This is a genomic window from Azonexus sp. IMCC34842, assembly GCF_050368855.1.
GTDB classification, from domain to species: Bacteria; Pseudomonadota; Gammaproteobacteria; order Burkholderiales; family Rhodocyclaceae; genus Azonexus; species Azonexus denitrificans_A.
In genome coordinates this window covers 1,189,386-1,214,737 of the sequence record NZ_CP178449.1, presented here as the reverse complement: position 1 = coordinate 1,214,737, position 25,352 = coordinate 1,189,386, and the positions used below count along the sequence as shown (strand labels likewise).

26 protein-coding genes are annotated in these 25,352 nt (G+C 62.9%); 17 read left to right on the top strand and 9 right to left on the bottom strand.

The window, feature by feature from the left end; genetic code table 11:
- Positions 1-25: 25 nt before the first annotated feature.
- From ACLIKD_RS05725 to ACLIKD_RS05710, 4 genes are all read right to left on the bottom strand, one after another.
- A complete protein-coding gene (locus ACLIKD_RS05725) occupies positions 26-1,348 on the bottom strand; it encodes a ferredoxin reductase family protein (protein WP_428827532.1) in 1,323 nt (440 codons plus the stop codon).
- Between the two features lie 34 nt (positions 1,349-1,382).
- Complete coding sequence (locus ACLIKD_RS05720) at positions 1,383-1,811, bottom strand: PepSY domain-containing protein (protein ID WP_428827531.1); 429 nt, start codon at positions 1,809-1,811, stop codon at positions 1,383-1,385.
- A gap of 63 nt (positions 1,812-1,874) precedes the next feature.
- Positions 1,875-2,366: a diheme cytochrome c gene (locus ACLIKD_RS05715; RefSeq protein ID WP_428827530.1), complete on the bottom strand. Its 492-nt coding sequence runs from the start codon at positions 2,364-2,366 to the stop codon at positions 1,875-1,877.
- 25 nt (positions 2,367-2,391) lie between these two features.
- Complete coding sequence (locus ACLIKD_RS05710) at positions 2,392-2,808, bottom strand: DUF1924 domain-containing protein (RefSeq protein WP_428827529.1); 417 nt, start codon at positions 2,806-2,808, stop codon at positions 2,392-2,394.
- A 174-nt stretch (positions 2,809-2,982) separates the two neighbouring features.
- Between ACLIKD_RS05710 and ACLIKD_RS05705 the strand changes: the two genes are divergently transcribed.
- The 12 genes from ACLIKD_RS05705 to draG all read left to right on the top strand — a co-directional run bounded on the left by ACLIKD_RS05705 (position 2,983) and on the right by draG (position 12,437).
- Positions 2,983-3,369, top strand: a complete 387-nt coding sequence (locus tag ACLIKD_RS05705; RefSeq protein WP_428827528.1) for a hypothetical protein — start codon at positions 2,983-2,985, stop codon at positions 3,367-3,369.
- Between the two features lie 18 nt (positions 3,370-3,387).
- On the top strand, positions 3,388-3,735 hold the full coding sequence (locus ACLIKD_RS05700) for a PepSY domain-containing protein (RefSeq protein ID WP_226419347.1): 348 nt from the start codon (positions 3,388-3,390) through the stop codon (positions 3,733-3,735).
- The gene (locus ACLIKD_RS05695) at positions 3,735-4,400 is read left to right on the top strand and encodes a response regulator transcription factor (RefSeq protein WP_428827527.1); all 666 of its coding nucleotides are present in this window, start codon (positions 3,735-3,737) and stop codon (positions 4,398-4,400) included. The genes ACLIKD_RS05700 and ACLIKD_RS05695 overlap by 1 nt, the downstream gene beginning before the upstream one ends.
- Positions 4,397-5,773: a sensor histidine kinase gene (locus ACLIKD_RS05690; protein ID WP_428827526.1), complete on the top strand. Its 1,377-nt coding sequence runs from the start codon at positions 4,397-4,399 to the stop codon at positions 5,771-5,773. The genes ACLIKD_RS05695 and ACLIKD_RS05690 overlap by 4 nt, the downstream gene beginning before the upstream one ends.
- A 228-nt stretch (positions 5,774-6,001) precedes the next feature.
- Positions 6,002-7,510, top strand: coding sequence for a nitrogenase cofactor biosynthesis protein NifB (nifB, locus tag ACLIKD_RS05685; RefSeq protein WP_428827525.1), 1,509 nt, complete (start codon positions 6,002-6,004; stop codon positions 7,508-7,510).
- A 2-nt stretch (positions 7,511-7,512) separates the two neighbouring features.
- On the top strand, positions 7,513-7,791 hold the full coding sequence (locus tag ACLIKD_RS05680) for a 4Fe-4S binding protein (protein WP_428827524.1): 279 nt from the start codon (positions 7,513-7,515) through the stop codon (positions 7,789-7,791).
- Positions 7,792-8,421: 630 nt separating this feature from the next.
- Positions 8,422-8,901 carry an ArsC/Spx/MgsR family protein gene (locus ACLIKD_RS05675; RefSeq protein ID WP_428827523.1) on the top strand — a complete coding sequence of 160 codons (480 nt, stop codon included), beginning with the start codon at positions 8,422-8,424 and terminating at the stop codon, positions 8,899-8,901.
- A complete protein-coding gene (locus ACLIKD_RS05670) occupies positions 8,879-10,150 on the top strand; it encodes an FprA family A-type flavoprotein (protein WP_226472977.1) in 1,272 nt (423 codons plus the stop codon). The genes ACLIKD_RS05675 and ACLIKD_RS05670 overlap by 23 nt, the downstream gene beginning before the upstream one ends.
- Positions 10,151-10,165: 15 nt before the next feature.
- Entirely contained in the window at positions 10,166-10,453 is a 288-nt protein-coding gene (locus tag ACLIKD_RS05665; RefSeq protein ID WP_226419340.1) for a 2Fe-2S iron-sulfur cluster-binding protein, read from the top strand.
- A 67-nt stretch (positions 10,454-10,520) separates the two neighbouring features.
- Positions 10,521-10,883, top strand: coding sequence for a 2Fe-2S iron-sulfur cluster-binding protein (locus ACLIKD_RS05660; protein ID WP_226419339.1), 363 nt, complete (start codon positions 10,521-10,523; stop codon positions 10,881-10,883).
- 19 nt (positions 10,884-10,902) lie between these two features.
- Positions 10,903-11,475, top strand: coding sequence for a nitrogen fixation protein NifQ (locus ACLIKD_RS05655; RefSeq protein ID WP_428827522.1), 573 nt, complete (start codon positions 10,903-10,905; stop codon positions 11,473-11,475).
- Positions 11,454-12,437 (top strand): ADP-ribosyl-[dinitrogen reductase] hydrolase, encoded by a 984-nt coding sequence (gene draG, locus ACLIKD_RS05650; RefSeq protein WP_428827521.1) that lies wholly within the window; start codon positions 11,454-11,456, stop codon positions 12,435-12,437. The genes ACLIKD_RS05655 and draG overlap by 22 nt, the downstream gene beginning before the upstream one ends.
- A gap of 1 nt (position 12,438) precedes the next feature.
- Here the strand turns inward: draG and ACLIKD_RS05645 are convergent, their stop codons facing one another.
- On the bottom strand, positions 12,439-15,429 hold the full coding sequence (locus ACLIKD_RS05645; RefSeq protein ID WP_428827520.1) for a bifunctional diguanylate cyclase/phosphodiesterase: 2,991 nt from the start codon (positions 15,427-15,429) through the stop codon (positions 12,439-12,441).
- 19 nt (positions 15,430-15,448) lie between these two features.
- Here ACLIKD_RS05645 and ACLIKD_RS05640 point away from each other — a divergent pair, with 19 nt between their 5' ends.
- Together ACLIKD_RS05640 and ACLIKD_RS05635 are read left to right on the top strand one after the other, a co-directional pair.
- The gene (locus tag ACLIKD_RS05640) at positions 15,449-15,589 is read left to right on the top strand and encodes a hypothetical protein (RefSeq protein ID WP_428827519.1); all 141 of its coding nucleotides are present in this window, start codon (positions 15,449-15,451) and stop codon (positions 15,587-15,589) included.
- A 47-nt stretch (positions 15,590-15,636) separates the two neighbouring features.
- Entirely contained in the window at positions 15,637-16,524 is an 888-nt protein-coding gene (locus tag ACLIKD_RS05635) for a YihY/virulence factor BrkB family protein (protein WP_428827518.1), read from the top strand.
- Between the two features lie 26 nt (positions 16,525-16,550).
- Here the strand turns inward: ACLIKD_RS05635 and ACLIKD_RS05630 are convergent, their stop codons facing one another.
- Genes ACLIKD_RS05630 through ACLIKD_RS05620 form a run of 3 tightly spaced genes read right to left on the bottom strand, consistent with a single transcriptional unit; the run spans position 16,551 to position 18,349 of the window.
- Positions 16,551-16,928, bottom strand: a complete 378-nt coding sequence (locus ACLIKD_RS05630) for a bacteriohemerythrin (protein WP_428827517.1) — start codon at positions 16,926-16,928, stop codon at positions 16,551-16,553.
- Positions 16,928-17,485, bottom strand: a complete 558-nt coding sequence (locus ACLIKD_RS05625) for a hypothetical protein (protein WP_226419333.1) — start codon at positions 17,483-17,485, stop codon at positions 16,928-16,930. The genes ACLIKD_RS05630 and ACLIKD_RS05625 overlap by 1 nt, the downstream gene beginning before the upstream one ends.
- 27 nt (positions 17,486-17,512) lie before the next feature.
- On the bottom strand, positions 17,513-18,349 hold the full coding sequence (locus ACLIKD_RS05620; protein WP_428827516.1) for an SIR2 family protein: 837 nt from the start codon (positions 18,347-18,349) through the stop codon (positions 17,513-17,515).
- A 257-nt stretch (positions 18,350-18,606) separates the two neighbouring features.
- On the opposite strand from ACLIKD_RS05620, the gene ACLIKD_RS05615 reads away from it, so the two are divergent.
- Positions 18,607-21,660 (top strand): CHASE domain-containing protein, encoded by a 3,054-nt coding sequence (locus ACLIKD_RS05615; protein WP_428827515.1) that lies wholly within the window; start codon positions 18,607-18,609, stop codon positions 21,658-21,660.
- Positions 21,661-21,686: 26 nt separating this feature from the next.
- On the opposite strand, the gene ACLIKD_RS05610 is transcribed toward ACLIKD_RS05615, so the two are convergent.
- Complete coding sequence (locus ACLIKD_RS05610) at positions 21,687-22,505, bottom strand: NAD(+)--dinitrogen-reductase ADP-D-ribosyltransferase (protein WP_428827514.1); 819 nt, start codon at positions 22,503-22,505, stop codon at positions 21,687-21,689.
- A gap of 386 nt (positions 22,506-22,891) precedes the next feature.
- Between ACLIKD_RS05610 and nifH the strand changes: the two genes are divergently transcribed.
- Positions 22,892-23,782 carry a nitrogenase iron protein gene (gene nifH / locus ACLIKD_RS05605; protein WP_226419329.1) on the top strand — a complete coding sequence of 297 codons (891 nt, stop codon included), beginning with the start codon at positions 22,892-22,894 and terminating at the stop codon, positions 23,780-23,782.
- An 87-nt stretch (positions 23,783-23,869) separates the two neighbouring features.
- Positions 23,870-25,342, top strand: a complete 1,473-nt coding sequence (gene nifD, locus ACLIKD_RS05600) for a nitrogenase molybdenum-iron protein alpha chain (protein WP_226419328.1) — start codon at positions 23,870-23,872, stop codon at positions 25,340-25,342.
- Positions 25,343-25,352: the final 10 nt, after the last annotated feature.

Sequence of the window (25,352 nt, the reverse complement as noted above, 5' to 3'; positions counted from 1 at the left end):
GGCGCTTTTGCTGCATAAGCGCCGGTCAGCGCATCACGAAAGCTTCCTGATGGAAGGCCAGGCGGCCCGACCACAAGCGATGCAGCGCCGCCTTCAAGCCATCGGCCAGCCCGGCCGGGCCGCAGAACCAGACTTCGCTGCGCTGCGCCGGGTCCTTGCCCTGCATCAGGCCGGTAGCATCGAGCCGCTGGCCCTGATCGGCCGCATGGACATGCAGCCTGACGCCCGGCAATCCGGCGCAGAGCGCTTCGAGACGTTCGACGAAAGGATCGTTGGCACGCTGCCGGATGCAATAGTGCAGGTCGGCCGAAACGGCATCCGGCACCCCGCCCTGCATCGCCTCCAGCCAGGCCAGGAAAGGCGTTACGCCAATACCGCCGGCGATCCAGATCTGCTGGGCCTGGCGATTCAGGCGGTCGAGCGCGAAACGGCCGTACGGCCCTTCGACCCGCACCGGCTGCCCGACGCGCAGCGCCGTCGCCAGCCGCCCGGTATAGTCGCCGAGCGCCTTGATCTGGAAGGTGATGCTGCCATCGCCGCGATCGGCACTGGCGATGGTGAAGGGATGGGCGCCCTCGCCCGCCTCGAAGGTGACCAGCGCGAACTGGCCGGGCCGGTGACCGCGCCAGCCGTCGCCAAGCTGGCAGCGGACGCTGGTGATGCCGGATACCGGTTGCTCGACGGCGATGATTTCGCCGCGCGCCTGGCGGGCCTGGCCGATGGTGCCGAACAGCGAACGCAGCGCGCCATAGCTGCCGGCCAGCAGCAGTGCGCCGAGCAGCCAGCCGGTCGGGCGCAGCCAGTAGGCCTGCGGCGCCAACAGCGCGGCGTGGAAGACCAGCATCAGGTAGAGCACCGGCATGGCACGGTGCAGGAAACGCCAGGGGCGATAGGGGAATTTTTTCCACAGCGTGATGGCCAGCATGGCGAGCACGGCGTAGATCGCCCACTCGCCCATGTCTTCGGCGAGGTCGCGCATGACGTCGAGCAGGCCGGCGAATTTCTCCTTCGGCAAACGGCCTTCGCGGCCGATCATCCCTTTCAGGATGTCGTCCGACATCTCGATCAGCCAGTGCACGGCGGCAAAGACAACGGCCAGGATGCCGGCCCATTTGTGCGTGCGATAGACCCGATCCATGCCGCCGAGCGGCGTTTCCAGCCAGGCCGGCCGGGTCGCCAGCAGCATGGTCAGCGACATCAGGCCGATCGACAGCAGGCCGCTCAGGTAGAGCCCTTCCTGGCGGGCCAGCCACAGCGGATGTGTGCCGGCCGGGCTGACGGTATTGAGGGCTTCGCTGGCCCAGGCCAGCGAAATGACGGCAATCAGTGCTGCAAGAAGCGTTTTCATCACAGTCAATCCAGAATAAAACGGTTAACCCGGATCATCGGGTGGCAGCCGGCGTGCCGGCCGGACGCACCGGCAGGTCGTCGCGGCAACGCCGCTTGTTGCAGTCGGACGACGAGCCATCCTTGCCGCCGCGTGCTTCGTCATCGCCTCTGGCGTGCCGGCGGCCGTCCTGGCGCTGCTCGATCACTTCGCCGGTACGCGGATTGATGTCGAGCTTGACGCGCGCGCCGCTGCGGTCGGTCGCCCGGGCTTCATAACCGCCATGCTCGCGCTCGACTTTCTCGACATTGCGGTAGCCGGCCGCTTCCAGCTTGCCGACGACCTGGCCGATCGACAGCCAGGCCGCTGGGCCGTCGCTGCTCGCCGCACCGCGCTCGGCGGCCAGCGTGGGAACCAGCGCCACGCCGCCGGCCGTCAGCGCGGCGACGAGGGCGAGAGACAGGACAATTTTTGATTTACGCATGATGCAATCCTCCAGAGTTTGATGATGGCCGGCGGCCAGTGTCTTGCCGACAACGGGTGGCGCTCAGTCTTCGTAGTAACCGCGCTCGGCCTCGCCATGGCAGGCCACGCAGTTGGCACGGGTGCGCACATCCTTGTGGCGCCATTCCCAGTCCGGCACCTTGCGGTGTTCGCGCAGCCATTTCGGCAATTCGGTGATGCGCAGCGGTGCGTTGCTCGGCGAGACGCCGCGCAGCAGCTTGTCGCCGTAGCGCTGGCCGCCGGTGTCGGCGGCGTTCTTGACCAGGTAATCGGTGATCTTCGCCTTCAGGGCGTCGTCCACCGTCGCGTCGTCGCCGAAATGGTCTTTCAGGTTGGCCATCATCCGTTGCCAGGAACTGGCCGGCAGCATCGACGGGGCAAAGGCCAGGTGGCAGCTGCCGCACTCTTCCTTGACCACGGGATCGGCAACCGGCGGAAAATAATGGCTGCCGCCGGCTTGCACCCGGTTGAGCAGCAAGACGGAAAAGGCCACGACGGTCAGGGTCAGAAGCAGCGGGCGGGTCGGGAATTTCATCGGGATCTCCTTGTCGGTAGCGGGCTTACTGGCCCTGCACGTAGGTCAGCCAGTCGCCCTTTTCCTGCGGGGTGCATTCGCGGCCGAGCACTTCGTTGCAATTGCGCTTGAACCATTTCTCGACCTTGGCCGGATCGGCATAGCGGGATGGCGTCGCCGACAGGGCCACCGGCTTGATTGCCTTGCCGGTCAGCGTCTGGCCGGCGGCCTGCGGATCCTTGCCATGACAACTGGTGCACGACGGCGTATCGGCCTTGCCGCCGGTAAAGGACTGCGTATGCAGCGTCTTGCCGCGGGCTGCCGAAAAGCCGGCAAAGCTCGGGTTCGCCGCCTTGGCGGCGCTGGCATAGGCGCTCAGCTGAGCCTCGAGGGGGCCGGCCGCGGCGCTCAGCGGCAACAGCAAAGCGAGGAACAGGAAGCGGGCAACAGGCAGTTTTTTCATCACGGAATCCTCAGTGGGTGGTCGATGTGGCCACTATGCCCGGCCGTGCCTGAACGGAAACTGAACCGGCCGTTCACATTCCGTTCATCTGGACTACGCTACAAATGAGCGGCAGGAAAAGGGGGGTGGCTCCCTCGATGTCGTGACATCATTTCAACCATGAAGGAGAGAATCATGTCGAACCGCATTCTTTTACGTTCGCTCGTCGCCGCCGGCTTCATGCTCGGTAGCGCCAGCCTGCTGGCCGCCAGCAATGCCAGCGAACCGATCTTCGGCAGTCAGCTGATGACCCAGCAGGAGCGGGTCGAACAGCGCAGCCGCATGCAATCGGCAAAAACCGCCGCGGAGCGCGAGCAGATTCGCGCCGAGCATCACGAAAAAATGCAGAAACGGGCTGCTGAACAAGGGGTGACGCTGCCGGCCGAGCCGCCGCAACGGGGTCCGGGCGCCGGTCGCGGCATGGGTCCGGGTGGTGGCGGTATGGGGCCAGGCCAGGGCGGATGCATGGGCGGCGGTCAGGGCATGGGCCCCGGTTGTGGCTCGGGCATGAATCGCCAGTAAGCGCGGAAGGCCCCGGCAATGCCCTCTCGATTTTCCCGGCTCGCCCCGGTGGCCTTGCTTCTGGGGCTGTTGGCCGGCCCGCTAGCGGCCGACCCGCCCCGCGATCACGACCTCGCCCGCCAGGCGCTGGAAGCCGGTGAGATACTGCCGCTCAGCACGGTGATGGCGCGCGTCGAACGCGATTATCCCGGCCAGATTCTCGAGGTCGAGCTGGAACGCAAGGATGGACAATGGATTTACGAGATCAAGATGATTCGCAAAGGCGGCGGCATGGCAAAACTTAAACTCGACGCGCGGGATGCCTCGCTGCTCGAAATTCGCGACCGGGGATTCAAGCCGGGCCGGCCGCACGGGGAGCTGCGCTGATGCGGATACTGGTCGTCGAAGATGAACTGACGCTGGCCAGCCAGTTGCGCACCGCTCTGGCGGAAGCCGGCTATGTCGTCGATGTGGCGGTCGATGGTCAGGACGGGCACTTCCTGGGCGCCGAGGAAAATTTCGACGCCGTGGTGCTCGACCTCGGCCTGCCGCTGCTCGATGGCATCAGCGTGTTGAGGCGCTGGCGTTCGGCCGGCCGCGATATGCCGGTACTGATTCTGACGGCGCGCGGCGACTGGCACGAGCGGGTCGCCGGCATCGACGCCGGGGCCGACGATTACCTGACCAAACCTTTCCACATGGAAGAACTGCTCGCCCGGGTGCGCGCCCTGATCCGCCGGGCCCACGGCAAGAGCAGCAACGAAATCGTCTGCGGCCCGCTGGTCCTCGATACGCGCAGCGCGCGCGTGCATCTCGACGGCCAGCCGGTCACCCTGACCAGCCACGAGTTCAAGCTGCTGGCCTATCTGATGCATCGGCCCGGGCAGGTCGTTTCGCGCAGCGAACTGGTCGATCAACTGTATGCCCTCGACAGCGACCGCGATTCGAACACCATCGAAGTCTTCATCGGCCGTCTGCGCAAGAAGCTGCCCGCCGAGCTGATCGAAACCGTCCGCGGCCTCGGCTACCGCCTGAACGGGCCGACATCTTGAAGGGCTGGCGGGGTTCGCTGCGCCTGCGCCTGCTGCTCGGCACGCTGGCCTGGATCGTGGTCACCGTCGGGGTGGCCGGCTGGGGTCTGAGTACGCTGTTCCGCGATCATTTGTCCCGCCAGTTCCATGCCGAACTGCGCATGCACCTGAATCAACTGGCCGCCCATCTGAGCTTCGACGAAGCCGGCCGGCCGGGGCTCGACGCGGCGCTTAGCGATCCGCGTCTGGCCCGCCCCTATTCCGGTCTCTACTGGCAGGTCGACCCGCTGCCGGTCAGCGGCCAGACCGCGCCCCTCGGCCTGCTCCGCTCGCGCTCGCTGTGGGATTTCGTGCTGCACGTGCCACCCGACACCCCGGTCGACGGCGAAATTCACGAACACCGGCTGAGCGGCCCGAACGGCACCGAGCTGCGCATGATCGAACAGGTGCTCCGGCCGGACGATCAGCCGGAACAGGCGGTCCGCCTGATCGTCGCGGCCGACGACAAGCTGCTGAGCGAGCCGATCGCCCGCTTCACCGGCCCGCTGCTGCTGGCGCTCGGCCTGCTCGCCGCCGGCCTGGCAATGGCCGCTATCGTCCAGGTGGTGGTCGGCCTGCGCCCGCTGAATCGCCTGCGCGACCAACTGGCCGACCTGCGCGACGGCCGGCAAGCGACCTTGCCGGGCGACTTCCCGTCGGAAGTGCAACCGCTGGTCGATGAACTGAATACCGTGCTGGCGCGCAACCTCGCCTTTGTCGAGCGGGCCCGCAGCCAGGCCGGCAACCTCGCCCATGCGATCAAGACGCCGCTGGCGGTGATGGCCAATGCGGCCGACGCCCAACCCGGCCCGCTGGCCGAGGTGGTCGCCGCCCAGATCGCGCTGGCCCGGCAACAGGTCGATTACCACCTGGCCAGCGCCCGCGCTGCCGCGGCCGCCCAGCTGCCGGGACAAAGCTGCCTGCTGCGGCCGGCCATCGAAGGCCTGTTGCGGGTGATGAACCGGCTGCATGTCGAGCGCGGCCTGCAGATCGAACTGTCCGACTGTCCCGAGCAACGGGTGTTCCGCGGCGAAGCGCAGGATGCCCAGGAAATGCTCGGCAACCTGCTCGACAATGCCTGCAAATGGGCGCGGACACAGGTCGCGGTCGGTGTCGGCCAGGTCGGCAACGAACTGCGCATCGACATCGACGACGACGGCCCCGGCATCGCCGCCGATCAGCAGCAACGGGTCTTGCAGCGCGGTGTGCGCGGCGACGAACAGGTCCCCGGCTCGGGCCTCGGCCTGGCCATCGTCGATGATCTGGCCCGCCTCTACGGCGGCCGACTGGAATTGCTCGCGGCGCCGCTCGGCGGCCTGCGGGCCCGCCTCTGGCTGCCGGCCGGCAGCGCCTGATCGATCCGGTGGCGCCGGGCGATCTACCTTCGCCGGCTTACCACCTAAGCCCCTCTCTGGCCGCCGCTGACTGAGCCGCCGGCCTTCATTCGCCGCCTGTCATGTTTGCAACAACGGACCCGACAAGGGTCGGCGCACGAACCTGCATCCACCTGATTTTAAAGACTTATCGTTTCTGGCACAGCGATTGCTGAAAAGGCTGCGCACAGCTAACGAGGAGCCTTCATCGTGGAACTTCCAGTCATCAGCAACACCCCGCCGGAATCGGAAGGCGGCGGCTGTTCATCCAGCGGCTGCGGCACGGCCCCGGATGCCCTGGGCCACCTGCCCGACCATATCCGCGCCAAGGTGCAGGACCACCCCTGCTATTCGGAAGAAGCGCACCATTACTTCGCCCGCATGCACGTGGCCGTCGCCCCGGCCTGCAACATCCAGTGCAACTACTGCAACCGCAAGTACGACTGCTCCAACGAATCCCGTCCGGGCGTCGTCTCCGAAGTCCTGACGCCGAAACAGGCGATCAACAAGGTGCTCGCCGTCGCCGCCGAAATCCCGCAGATGACGGTGCTCGGCATCGCCGGCCCCGGCGACCCCCTGGCCAACCCGGCCCGCACCTTCGAGACCTTCGAAGAACTCTCGGCGCGAGCCCCGGACATCAAGCTCTGCGTGTCGACCAACGGCCTCAACCTGCCGATGTATGTCGACCGGATCGCCCAGCACAACATCGACCACGTGACGATCACCATCAACTGTGTCGATCCCGAAGTCGGCGCCAAGATATACCCGTGGATTTTCTGGGAGAACAAGCGCATTTTCGGCGTCGAAGGCGCGCGCATCCTGATCGAGCAGCAGCAGAAAGGTCTGCAGATGCTGACCGACCGCGGCATCCTGGTGAAGGTCAACTCGGTGCTGATTCCCGGCGTCAACGACGAGCATCTCAAGGAAGTCTCGAAGATCGTCAAGGCCAAGGGCGCTTTCCTGCACAACGTCATGCCGCTGATCGCCGAGCCCGAACACGGCACCTACTACGGCATCATGGAACAGCCTGAACCGACACCGGAAATGCTGCAAGACCTGCAAGACGCCTGTGCCGGCGACATGGCGATGATGCGCCACTGCCGCCAGTGCCGTGCCGATGCGGTCGGCCTGCTCGGCGAAGACCGGGGCGACGAATTTACCATGGACAAGATCGACGTGATGGAAGTCGATTACGAAGCCGCCATGGTCCGCCGCAAGGTCGTCCACGACGAAATCATCGAGAAGCTCGACGCCAAGCGCGGCATCGTCAAGCCGAAAGCCGAAGAACTCGGCATCCCGGCCGATGCCCGCGCCGTGCTGATGGCGGTGGCCGGCAAGAACGGTGTCGTCGCCGAGCACTTCGGCCATGCCAAGGAATTCCTGATCTACGAAGCTTCGCCGGCTGGGGTGCGTTTCATCAGCCACCGCAAGACCGAGCTGTACTGCGGCGGCATGGACTCCTGCGGCGACGGCGATGTGGTCGATGCCGGCGCCACGGAATCGCTGCTCGACCGCAACATCCGGATTCTCGAAGGTTGTGAAGTGGTGCTCTGCTCCAAGGTCGGCTACGAGCCCTGGGCCAAGCTGGAAGCCGCCGGCATCGCGCCGAACGGCGAACATGCGATGGAGCCGATCGAGGAAGCGGTGATGGCGGTGTACAAGGAAATCGCGGCGACCGGCAAGTTGAGCGCGGCAACCGCAGACAAGAAGGCGGCGTAATCATGGCCCTGCAAATAACCCAATCCTGTGTGAACTGCTGGGCCTGCGTCGATGTTTGCCCGAACGAGGCGATCTACCAGGACACGCCGCATTTCCTGATCGACGACGGCAAATGCACCGAGTGTCTGGGCGATCACAGCGTGCCGCAATGCGCCGCGATCTGTCCGATCGAAATGGCCATCGTCGATGAACTGGGAGAGTTCCTGAACCCGCCGGGGTCGCTGACCGGAATTCCGATCGAGAAATTGAAGGAGTTCGGATTGTGGCGGGAGGCGGCGTGATGTTGTTTTCCGCACCTGAAGCGTGGATCCGGTTTGCTCGACCGTCGGGTTCCGCGCTTGAGGCGCGGGCGTACTTTTTCTTGCTTCGCCAAGAAAAAGTAGCCAAAAAGAAGGCGACCCCGGGTTACGCGGTCGGCGTTGCCGACTTCCCTGCGCTACTCGCTACTGGCGGGGGCTGCGGAACTCGGGCCTACGGCCCTCAAACAGTCCTCGCCATTTTTCCGCCAGCAGCTCCGTTGCTCGGCGCTCCACACGGGGACCCAGAGTCAAAAACATCCCGTTCCCTCCGCGATTGTCGCGCCCCATCCGCTGCAGCCCGGCTCGTTTTTCCGGGCCCCTTGAGAGGTGCCGAGCAACGCAGGAATGCCGGGGGCCTTCGGCGAGGACTGTTTGAGGGGCGCAGCCCCGAGTTCCGCAGCCGCCCGGCGTTTCGAGTAGCACAGGGAACCCGGCAACGCCGGGCACCGACCCAGGGGTGGCCTTTTCTTTGGCTACTTTCTTTTGGCCACACAAAAGAAAGTACGCCCGCCAGCAAGGCGGAACCCCAAGCCAATCGAAGCCGCAAGGGCGGAACCCACCGCAAATCAAACCCAGTGCACCAGAACCACTCCCCAGAAAAATACTAAGCCCATGGCCACCATCACCTTCTACGAAAAACCCGGCTGCAAAGGCAATCTTCGCCAGAAGACCCTGCTCGCCGCCGCTGGCCACACCGTCCAGGCAAAAAGCCTCAAGGCCGAAGCCTGGACGGCCGACCGGCTGCTTGCTTTCCTGGGCAAGCTGCCGGTCAGCGCCTGGTTCAACCCGGCGGCGCCGGCCATCAAGTCCGGCGAGATCGTGCCGGAGAACATCAGTTTCGAGCACGCCCTGCACCTGCTGCGGGAAAACCCGCTGCTCATTCGCCGCCCGTTGATGGAAATCGGCGAGGAACGGCTGGTCGGTTTCGACATTGCCGCGGTGGATGCGTGGATCGGTCTGAATAACGTCGTGCTGCCGGAAGGCAACATCGAAGCCTGCGTGCATGGACCGGAAGGCCACGGCAGTTGTGGCAGCCACGCCCATGATCACGAGGCCGAGGAAAGCAGCCATGGTCGCTGCGGCAATCACTGACCACGCCGTAGAAATTGCGCCGGGCGTCCACTGGGTGGGCGCCCTCGACCCGCATCTGCGGAGCTTCGACATCATCCTGAAAACCGCCAACGGCACGAGCTACAACTCCTATGTCGTGCGCGGCAAGAATGGCGTGGCGGTGATCGACACTGTGAAGGAGAACTTTTCCGATGATTTCTTCCGCCGGCTGGAATCGGTCGCGGCATACGACGAAATCACCACCATCGTCCTCAACCATCTCGAACCGGACCACAGCGGCGCCCTGCCCGAGTTGCTCCGACGCGCTCCGCAAGCCCGCGTTTACCTGTCGAGCCGGGCCCAGATGATGCTCAAGGCGCTGCTGAAGCCGTCCGGCGGCAAACCGCCCGAGTACATCCCGGTGACCACCGACGATACCGTCGACCTCGGCGGCCGGACGCTGCGCTTCCTGCACACGCCCTACCTGCATTGGCCGGATACCCAATGCACCTATCTCGAAGAGGACGGTCTGCTGTTTACCGGCGACATCTTCGGCTGCCACTTCTGCGACAACCGGCTGTTCAATGACACGGTCGGCGATTTCCGCTTCTCGTTCGAGTATTACTACGCCCACATCATGCGGCCTTTCCGCGAGTACGTGCTCGACGCGGTGGCGCTGATCGAGCCGCTAGCCATCAAACTGATCGCCCCGGCGCACGGCCCGATTCTGCGCCACCAGCCGCGCGATTACGTGCATCGCTACCGCGAACTGGCGACGCCCCGGCTGTTCAACGAAGCACGCAGCGAGAAGACGCTGGTCGTCTTCTACCTCTCGGCCTACGGCAATACCCGGCGGATGGCCGAAGCGCTCGCCGCCGGAGCGGAAAGTGTCGGTGGCGTGCGCGTTTCGCTGTACGACCTCGAAGGCGGCGAAGCCGACATCTTCACCGATCTGGTCGAAGAAGCCGACGGCCTCGCCTTCGGCAGCCCGACGATTAACGCCGACGCGGTCAAGCCGATCTGGGACCTGCTCTCCTCGCTGACCACCGTCAACATCAAGGGCAAGCTCGGTGCCGCCTTCGGTTCCTACGGCTGGAGCGGCGAAGCGGTACGGCTGATCGAAGACCGCCTGCGCGGCCTGAAGCTGCGCGTCCCGGTCGACGGCCTGCGCATCAAGCTGGTGCCGGATGCCGGCGAACTCGAAGAATGCCGCACGCTCGGCGAAAACCTGGCCCGTCACCTGACCGGCCGGGTCGAACACCGCGAGATCGACATGGCCACACTCGCATAAACCAGGGAGAAAAAAATGCCTAAAGCCAAAGTCACCTTTCAGGATATCGGCGTCACCGTCACCGTGCCGGCCGGCACCCGCCTCATCGAAGTTTCCGAGAAAGTCGGCGCCGGCATCACCTACGGCTGTCGCGAAGGCGAATGCTGCACCTGCCTGACCAAGGTCGTATCCGGCGGCGAAAACCTCGCCGCGCCGAGCATCCTGGAAGACCAGGTGCTCAAGGACAACATGGCGCCGCGCGGCCACCGGCTGGCCTGCCAGGCCCAGATCATCGGCGGCGAAATCGTCGTCAAGCCCGCATAAGACTAAAAGCACGCCCAACCCCAATAGAGAAATCCAAATCAACCCGCTCATCAGGAGAACGTAACAAATGGCTCTCATCACTTTCAGCAGTCCGCTGCACAAGGACAAGACGGTCTACGCCGTCGCCGGCAGCCACACCCAGACCATCCTCGACCTGGCCAAGGAACATCACATCCCGATCGACTTCGGCTGCCAGGAAGGCAACTGCGGCACCTGTCTGGTCAAGGTTTCCTCGGTCGACGGCAAGCGCCGGCCGATGGGCGGCCCGCTCAATGTCCGCGAAGTCGCCGCGCTGACCGAACTCGGCCACATCACCAAGGCGGAAGTCGAGCAGATGTACGTTGACGACATCCCGCCGACCCAATGGCGCCTGGCTTGCCAGATGGTCGTCCGCGACGAAGACATCCTGGTCGAATACCCGAGCAAATGACGCCACGACGGAGGCCATGATGAACGGTCCGGATCGCATCCCTTATCGACAAGTGCTGCAGCTTGAGCTGCTCGCCAGTCCGGCTAAAAACGGGCTGGACAGCGATCCGAACCGTATCATCTTCGCCGCCATGATCGCCGGACAGGCTGCCGGTTTCGGCTGCCTGCCGGCGCATCTCGGCCTCGGCGCCGAGGCCTTCGGCCACCTGGCCGCCCGCTATTTCCCGAATGAAACGATCGCCGCCCGCCAGCGTTGCCTCGCCGGCATTCCCGAACATGAAGACCTGGTCAAGCTGCTGACCGCCGAACGCGCCGGGCAGCACGATTCCGAACTGTGGATCGCCAGCATCGTCGCCACCGCCTGCGCCGGCAGCGATCATCTTTGGCAGGATCTCGGGCTGGCCAACCGCGACGAGTTGAGCAAGCTGATGTGGATCAACTTCCCCAGCCTGGCCCGCGCCAATAGCGACGACATGAAGTGGAAGAAATTCCTTTACCGCCAGGTTTGTTCGCGGGAAGGCATCTATGTTTGTCCCGCGCCGTCCTGCGGCGTCTGTACGGATTTCAGCAAATGTTTTGGTCCGGAGAACTGATCGCCCGCAACGCGCCGATCCGCCGTCGGGCCTCGCCCCCGCCGTGGGAAGCGCCGCATCTCGAGCGCGGCATCGCGGCCTATCTCGGCCTCGCCATCGGTGACGCGCTGGGGGCCACCGTCGAATTCCTGACGCCCAACGAAATCCGCCACCAGCATGGCGAGCACCGCGAGATTACCGGCGGCGGCTGGCTCCACCTCAAAGCCGGGCGGGTCACCGACGACACGACGATGGCGCTGGCCCTCGGCGAATCGATCCTGGCCGCCGGGGCGGTCGACGCCAGGGCCGCGGCCGACGCCTTCAATGCCTGGATGCGCGCCAAGCCGGTCGATATCGGCAACACCGTGCGCCGCAACCTGATCGCCTTCCGCAAAACCGGCAACCCGGAAGCGCCGCCCTCCGAACACGATGCCGGCAACGGTGCGGCGATGCGCGTTCTGCCCGTCGCGCTGGCCTGTTACGGTCAGCCGCCGGAACACAGCGTCCTGGCCAGCCGGGCGCAGGCCCATGTCACGCACCACAACGCGTTGTCCGATGCTGCCTGCGAAACACTGATCTTCATGGTCCAGGATTTTCTTGCCGGCCGCGACCCCGCTGCCGTGCAGCATGAACGGACCGATGAGCTGGTCCGCCGCCATCCCGTTTTCGCCTACCACAAGAAACGCTGCGAAAACCCCAGCGGCTATGTCGTCGACACCATCCAGGCGGTCTTTCAGGCGCTGTTTTCAACGACTTCGTTCGAGGCCTGCCTGGTCGACGTCGTCAATCGCGGCGGCGATGCCGACACCACCGGCGCCATCGCCGGCATGCTGGCCGGCGCCCGCTACGGCCGGGAAGCGATCCCCCGGCGCTGGCTGAAAGCGCTCGACGAGACGACGCAACGCGATTGCGAACGGCAGGCCGTCGCCCTGCTCAAACTGGCCGGCCAGCAATCAGCCGGGCTTTCGCCGCCGGGCGGGTGAATCAGGCCCGATGCCGGGCGACCAGGGCCGGGATGGCGTCGGCCGAAACCGGCCGGCTGCAGTAGTAACCCTGATATTCGTCGCAATTGTGGCGCCGCAGGAACTCCAGCTGCTCGATCGTTTCGACGCCTTCGGCGATCACCTTGCGCTCCAGCTCGGCGGCGATCCCGATGACCATGCGGATGATCGCCGCATCGTTGGCATTGCGTTCGAGGTCGCGGACAAAGGAACGGTCGATCTTGATCTTGTCGATCGGAAAGCGTTTCAGGTAGGCCAAGCTGGAATAACCGGTACCGAAATCGTCGATCGATAGCCCGACGCCCAGCGCCTTGAGTTCGTCCATGATGCGGACAACGCGCTCCGGATCTTCGACGATGACGCTTTCGGTAATCTCCAGCTCGAGAAAGCGGGCTTCCAGGCCCGTCACGGCAAGTACCTTGGAGACCGCCGAGACGACATCCAGGCTGTGGAACTGGACGGCCGACAGATTCACCGCCACCACCTTGGGAGCCATGCCGGCATCCTGCCAGGCCTTGTTCTGGCGACAGGCCTCTTCCAGCACCCAGGCACCGATCGGCAGGATCAGCCGGCTTTCTTCCGCCACCGGAATGAATTCGACCGGCGAAACCATGCCGAGCTCCGGATGCTGCCAGCGCAACAGGCTTTCGAATCCGACAATTTCGCCCGATTTCAGATCGACCTGCGGCTGATAATGCAGCGCCAGCTCGCCGCGTCCCAATGCCCCGCGCAGATCGCTTTCGAGGCGCAGGCGCTCGGCCATCCGGACGTTCATGTCGGCCGAGAAGAACCGGAACAAATTCTGGCCGGAAGTCTTGGCATGGTGCAGCGCAGCGTCGGCATTGCGCAACAGCGTCGCGACCTCGTTGCCATCGGTGCCGAGCAGGCAGATACCGGCACAGGCCGTCGAAACCACATCGCTCCCCTCGATCGTCACCGGACGCGCCATGTTGTCGAGAATATTGCGAGCCAGAATCTCGGCGGTCTGCGAGCGCCCCGCCAGACTGATCAACAAGCCGAACTGGTCGCCGCCTAGGCGCCCCAGCACATCGCCGTTACGCAAGATCCTGCGCAACCGCGCGCCGATCCGGCGCAGCATCGTGTCGCCGGCCGAATGGCCAAAGGCGTCATTGATGCGGCTCAGCTGATCGAGGTCAATGACGATCAGCACCCCCGGCTTGCCGGCCGCCAGCCATTCCCCCAGCATCCGCGAAAATCCCTGGCGATTCGGCAGTTCGGTCAGCTGATCGACATGCGTCAAGGACTCGATGCGCGCCTCGGCCGCCTTGCGCTCGCTCAGGTCGGTCACGAAAACCGACCAGTTGACAATCTTGCCGTCGTCATCGCGAATGGCGCTGATATTGCAGTAGATCGGCAGCGGGCTGCCATCCTTGCGGGTGGTATCCAGCTCGCCACGCCACACGCCATGCTCGGCCAGCGCGAGGAAAATGGCATCGAGCAGATCCGGCTCGACACTTCCGCCGATAATCGAACGCGGCGGCTTGCCTTTGAGATCGGCCAGATCGTAGCCACTGATCGCCGTAACCGCCGGATTCAGCGTCAACACCCGGCGTTCGGCATCGAGAATCAATACCGCATCGTTGGCGTGATCGAAAAAATGGGTAATCAAGCGCTGCCGCTCTTCGGCCTTATAACGCTCGGTCACGTCCCAGGCGACGCCGGCCAGCCCGGTCACCTCGCCCTGATCGCCATAGACCGGAACGCGCAGGAATTCAAAGGGACGGCTCTGCCCGCCCAGTTGCAGCCAGACCAGTTGGCGAACCGGCTCGCCCTTGCGATAGACCTCCAGTTGCCCCTCGCGCAAACGCTTTGCTTCCTCGGCCGGGAAAATCTGTTCCACCGTTCGCCCGAGGATGTTGTCCATCGGCAGCCCCTTGGAACGACAGTAGGCTTCATTGACCGCCAGAAAACGTCCGTCGTTGTCGAGCAACCAGGCCGGATCGGGAATCGAGTCGAGCAAGGCCCGGCCTTCGCGGGTTTTTTCGGCATAGGCCCGGGTCATTTTTTCAGCGAGTTCCTCGGCCTGCCGGTAACCCCGCCCCCATGCCCGGATCAGAGCGATCAAGGCGATCAACAGGACCACCCCGAGTACGCCGTAGGTCAGCGCCCGGCGTTGCCACTCGGCCAACACGTCGCGTTCGGCCAGACCAACCGAAAAGACGAAAGGAAAGCCGTCGACGGCGCGGTAGGAGAAGACCCGCTTTTCGCCATCCAGCCCGCCGGCCCGCCGGAAAGTGCCAGCCGTTTTACCGGCCTGCAGACGCGCCGGGATCGGGCTGTCGCCGACGGTCTTGCCTTGCTCCGCCGGCAATTGCGGCCACCGGGCGAAAAGCTCGAAATCGCGGCTCCACAAGGCAATGACGCCGTGCGGACCGACATCCAGCGCACGGTAATAGCGCTCGAAATAATCCGCCCGCAATGTCCCCAGCACGATACCGATGAAATTGCCGGCCCGGTCCTGGAGACGACGGGCAAAAACGATCACCATGGTGTTGGTGACGCGGGAAACGATGGGTGGGGAAATCACCAGTTCAGCGCCGGGGTTGTCGCGCAACTCGATGAAATACGGGCGATCGGCGATATTCACGTCGGCCAGCACGCCGCTGGCATCGTAGAGATAGCGCCCTTCGGCATCGGCCACACGAAAACTGTGAACCTCGGAAAAACGGCTCAGGTAGCGCTGCAATTCAGGTTCGAGCACGGCCCGCGGGGTCCGGTCGGCGACGGCAAACTGAAAGCGCAGGACGAAATCGGAGAGGTGTTGGTCGATCTGGCGCGCCGCGCCCTGTAAATGACCCTCCAGCAATTTGGCCAGGGTGCCGCCGGCATGCTCGGCGGCCTGCAATTCCCTTTCGCGCGATTGATGCAGATCGAGCCCGACCCAGCCAAACAGGCCGAGGCACAGCACGACGACCGCCAACGCACCGAAACGCAAAGACCATTTCGCCGCCAAGTACCCCCCCGCAATCCATTTGATTAATTATGCAAGAAGTTTAGCACAGCAGAATTTCGACTTTCCGATCGAAACCCGCGGCAACAAGCCATTCCTCGCCATTTCAACTGAATATGTTTTTGCGCTGGCCAATGGCGACAGGCTGGCCGTTGGTGTTTGAGCAGGATGCTGGCATGATCTTTCGTTTGACCCGGATCAACCGAGGAAATGGCGAACCACGCAAACTCCCCTGCCCGGCAGGTTCTTACCCACCCGCTCGGCTTCGCCTTGACGGTCCTGAAGAACTTCCGCGCCAACCAGGGCCTGCTGATGGCCGGCGCCATCGCCTATTACGCGCTGCTCTCGCTGGTTCCACTATTCGTCCTGTGCGCCATCGTCCTCGCCCATCTGATGCCGCCGACCGAATTGCTGAGCAATCTCGGGCGCTACCTCGAATGGCTGGTACCCAGCCAGTCCTCCGCGGTGCTCGAGGAATTGTCGCGCTTTCTCGAGCAACGGGTGGCCATCGGCAGCGTGCTGCTCGCCACGATGATTTTCTTCAGCTCGCTGACTTTTTCCGGTCTCAATCAGGCGATGGCCGTCATCTTCGCCCGGCGCTGCATGGCCGAACAGCGCTCATCGCTGCTCTCGCTGTTGCTGCCCTACGCCTTTGTCGGACTGCTCGGAGTCGGTCTGGTTGCCGTCACGCTGATTTCAGTCGGGGTTCAGGCAATGATGCCCGAAAGCATTTTCCTGTTCGGCCGCCCGTGGTACCTGCACGGGATATCCGGCACCCTGCTCTACCTGCTCGGACTGGCCGCCGAAACCTTGATCCTCGCCGCTATCTACCATTTCCTGCCAGTTGGCCGCATTGCCGTGCGTTATGCGCTGATCGGCGGCTTTACCGCCGCCTTGCTGTGGGAAATCATTCGCCACCTGCTGGTCTGGTATTTCACCAGCCTGTCGCAGGCCAGCGTGGTCTATGGCTCGCTGACCAGTACGGTCGTCATCCTGTTCAGCCTTGAAATATCGGCAACACTGCTCCTGCTCGGTGCCGAAGTGATTGCCGAGTACGAACGGCTCGACCGGCCGACGACCTTGCCGGAGGCTGGCTAAAGGGAAGCCCGGCCTGGCGAGGAAGGTCAGTTCGTCCGTTTCAGGCAGGCCGCTAGCGCCGAATCCATCGTCGCCAGATGGGTGGCGAACCACTCCGGCAGGCCCTTGACGTAGTTGCGCGCCATGCCGAGGCGACCGGCGGCGACGCTGCGGGAAAAATGCGCCAGTTCGCCGAGTACCCGCAGATGTTCGCTGTGGTGTTCGCCAATGGCCGGGAAGCGACAGGACTTCATCAGCTTGCCCTCGTTGTCGAAATGGCGGCGGGTATGGTCGTGCAGTTCGGCGAAGAGGACCGGGAATTCGTCGTCGCCGGCGATCAGCAAGGCATAGGCCAGTTCGACGAAATCCCGGTGGGTGGCATCCATCTCCGCCACCCCGAGCACGTAGCGCTCATCCCACGGCATCAGATCGCGCCGTGCGTGATGCGCTTGGCATCGTTGGTCGTCGCCAGCGCCTGTTCAAGACTCATTTCCGGATACTTGAACTTGCTGCCTTTGAGCGCGTTATAGACCGTCAAAACCTTGTCGGCGGCGCCCTGCCCCTTGAAATCGCCCTTGTCGAGAGCGACCAGGTCGCTCAGTTCGGTCCACACCATGCCCTGGACCAGCGGAATGAAGATGACCAGCGCTCCGTTGACCGCGGCAACGAAAGGTTTCGGGATGTTGACCGTAAACAGCACCGCAATCGTCCCGCTTTTCAGATCGTCGCCGATAACTTCGAGCAAAAATGCGAACTGTTGCAATTCGTCGAGCGAGCCGGCAATCAGTTTCAGTTCATCGCCTTCGGCCAGCAGCACGGCCTGCTTGAGGACTTCCGTCGGCGGCTTGCGGCGCCCCTGGGCATCGGCAACTTCGCCTTCCTTCAGGATGAATTCGCCGCGGTAGGCGACAAAACCCGGCGCGCCGGCCGCTTCCTTGAAATTGGCGTTGAAAAAGAGCGGTTCGTAGCGATCAAGCAGCATGTTTCTTCCTTTGAGAGTAGTGATATTTCAGGCGGGAACGGCGGCGCCGATGAACTCGAAAACGTCGGCATCGACGATTTGCAGGCCCATCTTCTTGCAGAAGCGCTTTTCCTTGTCGGTCGGCTCGGCGATCAACACCCAGCCGGCCGGCTCGGCGGCGCTGTAGATGAAGTCGGACATCACCATGCGCTCGGTATCGCGGTTGAGGCGCAGGCCCATCAGCAGGTATTGCTTGCCCTTACGCAGCTCCTTGACTTCCGGCGGGATCGAAAAGCCGCCCATCAGTTCGGTGATGAAGTCGACGTAATCGGCATCGGAGGCGATGTAGGTCGGCTCCGGCTTCGGCGTGCCCATCGGCTTGAACAAAATGGGAATGGCCGGATTGACGGCAGTGCTCTTCTGATAGACGTTGCCGTCCCAGAAATACAATTTGTAGCGAAAATCGGTGCCGCCCAGGCGGGCGATGCCGACAATCAGGTTGTGCGGCACTGCGGCGTAGGAATCCTGCAGCTGCGTATCGCGGTTGATGTCGATCACGTAATGCGGCGCAATGCCCTGCAGCCAGTCGTGCACCGCGCCTCGCGTCCACGCGGTTTCGCCATAGGTACGGGTGAGGAATTTGGTCACCGCGCTGCGCCCGCGCTTTAGCTCGACGTTCATCGCGGCGCGCGGGAACTCGTACATCAGCTTGGGGGCCATTGGCTTGCCGTCGTTCATCGCGTAGATCAGCGAATTGCTGTCGGCTGGAATCGGCGCACCGCTGGCGACGTTCTTAACGTCGGCCAGGACACCGGGACCAAGATAGGGAACTATGCTGCCATCCTTGAGGCCGGCCAGCAGTTTTTCGCGCAGTTCAGGAGTCATGTTTTGTTCTCTGGAGGTGGGGTGTATCCAGCTAGACGCAAATTCCACGCCCGCACCCAAGATCCCTAACAGCAAGGATTTACGGCCGCAGCCCTAGCCGATTGTCGGGTTTGCGACGGAACAACGGACGACCGCTTGTGCGGTACACGATCATGACGAGAGGCCGCCCGGATTACCCAATCGGGATCAAATCGCCAGCCACCGATAGCAATTAAAATGCTATGGTTGATGCAGTATCCAAAAAAAACGGAGCGGTCTTGGAAGACAAAAAACCTGATCCGCCACACCTCGATTCGCTGGATATTCGACCAAGGGGATTGCTCACCCCCGAATTGCTGGCCTGGCTGGCACTGGCACTGACACTCCTGCTCACGCTGAGTGCTTGGTATGTCACCCGGGAAATGGTCACCAATCGGGTCAATGACCGTTTTGTCTACCGCGCCGAACGGGAGCGCGACAACATTCTGGCCCGCCTGCAGGCCTACGAACAGGTGCTGCGCGGTGTGGCGGCTTTTGTCGAATCGAGCCAATACATCTCCCGAGACGAATGGCAAGGCTATGTCGAGCGCCTTGAACTGGGTAAAACGCTGCCCGGCGTTCAAGGGCTTGGCCTGGGCCTCATGATCGCCTCACGCGACAAGGCCGCCCATGAACGCACCATGCGGGCCGAAGGTTTCCCCGATTACAAGATACGCCCCGCCGGCGAACGGGAACAATACGGCGTCGTCGCCTACCTCGAACCACTCGACGAAATCAACCGGTCGGCCATGGGTTACGACATGTACTCGGAGCCGGTGCGCCGTGAAGCGATGGAGCGGGCCCGGGATACCGGGCGGCCGGCGCTGAGCGGCAAGATCATTCTCGTCCAGGACGAAGGGAAGAGAGTACAGCCGGGCTTTCTCATTTACTTCCCGGTCTATCGCCCGACCATGTCGCGCGACGGTATCGCGGCTCGCCGCAGTGCCCTGATCGGCTATGTTTACAGCGCCTTCCGCGCCGGCGATCTGTTTCACAGCATTGTCGGCAAGAATATCAGGGACGTCGAGACCGAGTTGTTCGACGAAGAAGCCATACCCGGCAACCTGCTCTTCGATTCGCGGCAGGGCCGGACCGCAACTGCCGGCGGCCGTTATTCGGTAAGCCTGCCAATCGATCTCGACAGCCATCGCTGGATCGCCCGCTTTCAGAGCCGCCCCGAATTCGATGCCATCACCAACAGCCATCTGCCCGGCAGCGTGGCGCTTGGCATACTGCTGCTGGGCGGGATGATCTTCATCGTGCTGTTCAACAATGCCCGGCACCAGCGCCGTATCGAAGCGAGCGCCGCCCGCTTGGCGGAGAGTGAAAACTCGTTGCGCAGCATCCTCGACAACACGCCGGATGCGGTCTTCATCGCCCGTAGCGACGGCCACTACGAATACGTCAATCCGAAAGCCTCGAAGCTGCTTGGCTACAGCACCGAGGAGTTGCTGGCGATGACGCTCGGCGCGCTGACGCCAGAAGGACAGGACCAAGAACATCAGCGGATTTTTGCCCGGGTGCTCAGCGAAGGATACATTTTTACCGAGCTCCAGCTGCGCCGGAAAGATGGCACCACCGCCCTCATCGAACTGAGTTCCGTTCGCCTGCCGAACGGCAATATCCTGGGCTCCTGCCGCGACCTTGCCGAACGCAAGAAGGCCGAACAGGACTTGCTCAATGCCGAGCGCAAATTCCGCGGCCTGATCGAGCAATCGCTGGTCGGCGTCTATATCGTTCAGGACGGCTATTTTGCCTATGCCAATCCGCGCTGCGCCGAAATGTTCGGCTATGCCGGGCCGGATGAAATCATCAACCGGCTCCCGGTCAGCAGCCTGGTCGCCCCCGAGGATCAGGAACTGGTCGCCGGCAATTTACAGCGCCGCATGCGCGGCGAAGTGCAGTCCCTCAACTATGCGTTCGTCGGCCTGCGCAAGGATGGCAGCCGGTTGAATGTCGAAGTCTATGGCCGCACCATGGACTACGAAGGCAAGCCGGCGGTGATCGGGGTCATCGTCGATGTCACCGAGCGCCGGCAGGCCGAAGCGGAGCTCGAGCAGCACCGCCACCATCTGGAAGAACTGGTCAGGGTACGGACCGCCGACCTGTCGATCGCCAAGGAAGCGGCGGAAGCGGCCAACCGGGCAAAAAGCAGCTTCCTGGCCAATATGAGCCACGAGCTGCGGACGCCGATGAACGCCATCATCGGGCTGGCCGGAATACTCTGGCGCCACAGCGAGGACCCGGTGCAACGCGACAAGCTCGGCAAGATCACCAATGCCGCCAACCATCTGCTGCGTCTGCTCAACGACATTCTCGACCTGGCCAAAATCGATGCCGAACGACTGACCTTGGAAAAAATACCATTCCGGATCGGCAGCATCATTGCCAATGTCGAGAGCCTGGTCAGCGACAAGCTGGATGCCAAACACCTGCGCCTACAGAATGACATGCCGAAGCGTCTGCTGGAAATGGATGTGATCGGCGACCCGCTCCGCCTGCAACAGATCCTGCTCAATCTGGTGAGCAATTCGATCAAATTCACCGAGCAGGGCGGGATCAACATCGGGGCCTCGATCGAGCAGGAAACCCCGACCGATATCCGGCTGCAAATAGCCATCACCGATACCGGCATCGGGATTCCCGAAGATGCACTGCAGCGCATCTTCGCCCCCTTCGAGCAGGCCGACAGCTCGACCACCCGCCAGCATGGCGGAACCGGCCTGGGGCTGGCGATCAGCCAGCGCATCGTTCGCCTGATGGGTGGCAACATCGAAGCCAGCAGTACCGTCGGCCAGGGCAGCACCTTCAAGTTCTCGCTCCAGCTCGACAAGGCCGAGCGGATGGCGAATCAGACACCGACCACGACCACCTCGGGGGCGGAGGCCGAAGCGCTGCTGCGCAGTCAGTATCGGGAAAAACGAATCCTGCTCGCCGAAGACGACCAGGTTAATCAGGATGTCGGCAAGGAATTGCTGCACGACATGCTCGGTCTCCAGATCGATGTCGCCAACGATGGCGCCGAAGCTCTCGAAAAAGCCATGCAGACGCACTACGACCTGATCCTGATGGATATCCAGATGCCGATAATGGACGGCCTGGAAGCCACCAGCGCCCTGCGCGCCCTGCCCGCCTACCGGACCACGCCGATCCTGGCGATGACCGCCAATGCCTTTGCCGAAGACCGCCGCCGTTGCCTCGAAGCGGGGATGAACGACTTCATCGCCAAACCGGTCGATCCCGATACGCTCTTCCGGGCGCTGGTCAAGTGGCTGGCCGATAAACCGTCCTGATCGACGGCGGCGCGCCCCGCGCCCCTTCAGGTTGTCGACAAAGTTACATCGACCACACCGCCGACCACCAGAAACTCGTCCTCGCCCTGCAGCACGCCGGGTAGCAGGCCGCAGTAGAAGAAAATCTTGCTCAGCGGAATATCCACCGCAAGAATGTAGTCGCCGAATTCGCAGGCCCGCTCGCGACTGCAGGTGAATGAGTTGAGGTTGTTGAGCAGGATGGTGTAGTGCCCCCCCTCGCCGCGCCGCAGGATCTCATGATCGGCGACCCGGTTGACCCCGCGATAGAGCGTGACATGGCTGGCCCCCGGGTGGCGTTCGGCCAGCTCATACTGACAATAGGTGTACACCAGATCGAACTGGGCCTCCAGCGCACTGGTGCCATACAGGCCCTGGCAGCGCATCTCCATGTAGCGGCTGTAGGCCTCGCCGGCCGGATCGAGCAAGGGCTGGCCGTGCCAGCGCGGCATCAGACCGAAGCGCGATTCGACCCAGCCCTTGAGCACCGCTCCCTCGCGGCTGTCGGAATCGAAACTCCAGCCGCGGATCATCCGCACGTAATTGGCCTTGGCCCGCCCCTTCTGCTTGCCGGTCAGGCCCATTTCTTCCGGCCATTCGAGCTGGAACAGCACCGTCACGTAATCGCGAAAGACATTGCCCCGCTCGCCCGGGGCAGCATCGGCCAGCCGCCGGAACAGGTCGCGATGCAGTTCGGCGACGCCGTCGAGCAACAACGGGGTCGGATAGCGCTGAAAAGTCAGGCTGCCCAGCACGACGGCCGGCAGGTTGCAGCGATTGATCGGCAGCCGGGCATCGCGGGGCAGTGATGCTTTGTGAGTTGCCACGGCCTGAAGCTCGTGGCTGCTTGGCAACGAATCAGCGAGGAGACTGGCGTCGCCTGAGTACGGTTTTGTCTCGCTGGTGCTCGACGCGTTGTGAGTTGCTCCGGACAGAAGCCCGTCGCTGCCTCGCAACGAATCAGAGTGGAGGCTGGCGCCTCCTGAGTACAGTTTTGTCTCGCTTGTGCTCGACGCGTTGTCGTCACCCCTACAAAGGGTGGGGGAATTGTCGCATCCATCCACCCTGCCCAGTATCGGGCATTTTTCTATTTTCATTTTGTATTCAATCACTTGCTGTCTGTCAATCGACCTGGCACGCAACGTGCAGAAGGTGAGGTGCGACTCTCAATGATTCCTTCGCAAATCGACTGACAGATTAAGGAGATTACACCATGGCAAAACTGCGTCAATGCGCCATCTACGGCAAAGGCGGGATCGGCAAGTCAACCACCACCCAGAATCTGGTGGCGGCACTGGCCGAATCCGGCAAAAAAGTAATGATCGTGGGCTGCGACCCGAAGGCTGACTCGACCCGCCTCATCCTGCACTCCAAGGCTCAAACCACCGTCATGCACCTGGCTGCTGAAGCCGGCTCCGTGGAAGACCTCGAACTCGAGGACGTCCTCTCCGTTGGTTTCGGCGGCATCAAGTGCGTCGAATCCGGTGGCCCGGAACCCGGTGTCGGCTGTGCCGGCCGCGGCGTCATCACCGCCATCAACTTCCTTGAAGAAGAAGGCGCCTACGACGAAGACCTCGACTTCGTGTTCTACGACGTGCTGGGTGACGTGGTTTGCGGTGGCTTCGCCATGCCGATTCGCGAAAACAAGGCACAGGAAATCTACATCGTCTGTTCCGGCGAAATGATGGCGATGTACGCTGCCAACAACATTGCCAAGGGTATCGTGAAGTACGCGAACTCCGGCTCCGTCCGTCTGGCTGGCCTGATTTGCAACAGCCGCAACACCGACCGCGAAGACGAACTGATCATGGCCCTGGCTGCCCGCCTCGGCACCACGATGATCCACTTCGTGCCGCGTGACAACGCCGTGCAGCACGCTGAAATCCGCCGCATGACGATGGTCGAATACGATCCGAAGCACAAGCAGGCCGACGAATATCGCCAGCTCGCCAACAAGATCGTCAACAACACCAACTTCGTCATCCCGACCCCGATCGAGATGGAAGAGCTGGAAGAGCTGCTGATGGAATTCGGCATCATGGAAGCGGAAGACGAGTCCATCGTCGGCCAAACCGCCGCCGAACTGGCCGCTGCTGCTGCCTAAGCAAGACCCCGCCCTCTCCCCGGACGGGAGGGGGTACTTTCAACCAGCACGTCGGCCACAGATTGGTGGCGACGTCAGGAGGAAAACATGACGACTCTGTCTCGCGAAGAAACCGAAGCCCTCATCGCCGAGGTGCTCGAGGTTTATCCGGAAAAGGCCAAGAAGGACCGCCAAAAGCACCTTACGGCCAACGATCAAACTGTTGAACAATCCAAGAAGTGCATCACTTCCAACCGCAAGTCGCTGCCCGGCGTGATGACCATCCGTGGTTGCGCCTACGCCGGCTCCAAGGGCGTGGTCTGGGGTCCGATCAAGGACATGATCCACATCTCGCACGGCCCGGTCGGCTGCGGTCAGTATTCCCGCGCCGGTCGCCGTAACTACTACGTCGGCACGACCGGCGTCGATTCCTTCGGCACGATGAACTTCACTTCCGATTTCCAGGAAAAGGACATCGTCTTCGGCGGCGACAAGAAGCTCGCCAAGCTGATCGAGGAAGTCGAACAACTGTTCCCGCTGCACCGCGGCATCTCCGTTCAGTCGGAATGCCCGATCGGCCTGATCGGCGACGACATCGAGTCGGTCTCCAAGAAGGGTTCCGCCGCCATCGGCAAGCCCATCGTTCCGGTCCGCTGCGAAGGCTTCCGTGGTGTTTCCCAGTCCCTGGGTCACCACATCGCCAACGACGCGATCCGCGACTGGGTCATCGACAAGCGCGACGGCCAGCCTTATGAAGGCACCCCGTACGACGTGGCCATCATCGGCGACTACAACATCGGCGGCGACGCCTGGGCAACCCGCATCCTGCTCGAGGAAATGGGTCTGCGCGTGGTCGCTCAATGGTCCGGCGACGGCACCCTGGCGGAAATGATGAACACGCCGAAGGTCAAGCTGAACCTGCTGCACTGCTACCGTTCGATGAACTACATCAGCCGCCACATGGAAGAGAAGTACGGTATTCCATGGCTTGAGTACAACTTCTTCGGCCCGACCAAGATCATCGAATCGCTGCGCAAGATCGCCGCCTTCTTCGACGACTCGATCAAGGAAAAGACCGAACTGGTCATCGCCCGTTATCAGCCGATGATGGACGAGATCATCAACAAGTTCAAACCGCGTCTGCAGGGCAAGAAAGTCATGCTGTACGTCGGCGGCCTGCGCCCGCGTCACGTGATCGGCGCCTACGAAGATCTCGGCATGGAAGTGATCGGCACCGGCTACGAATTCGGCCACAACGACGACTACGACCGGACGATCAAGGAAATGGGCGATGCCACCCTGCTTTACGACGACGTCACCGGTTTCGAGCTGGAAGAGTTCGTCAAGAAGCTGAAGCCCGACCTCGTCGGCTCCGGCATCAAGGAAAAGTACATCTTCCAGAAGATGGGCATTCCGCTGCGCCAGATGCACTCCTGGGATTACTCCGGCCCCTACCACGGCTACGACGGCTTCGCCATCTTCGCCCGCGACATGGACATCGCTCTGTCCAGTCCGGTCTGGGGCAACCTCGTGCCGCCCTGGAAGAAGGCTGTTGCCGAAGAAGTGAAGAAGGCCGCCTGAGTTAGCTCAA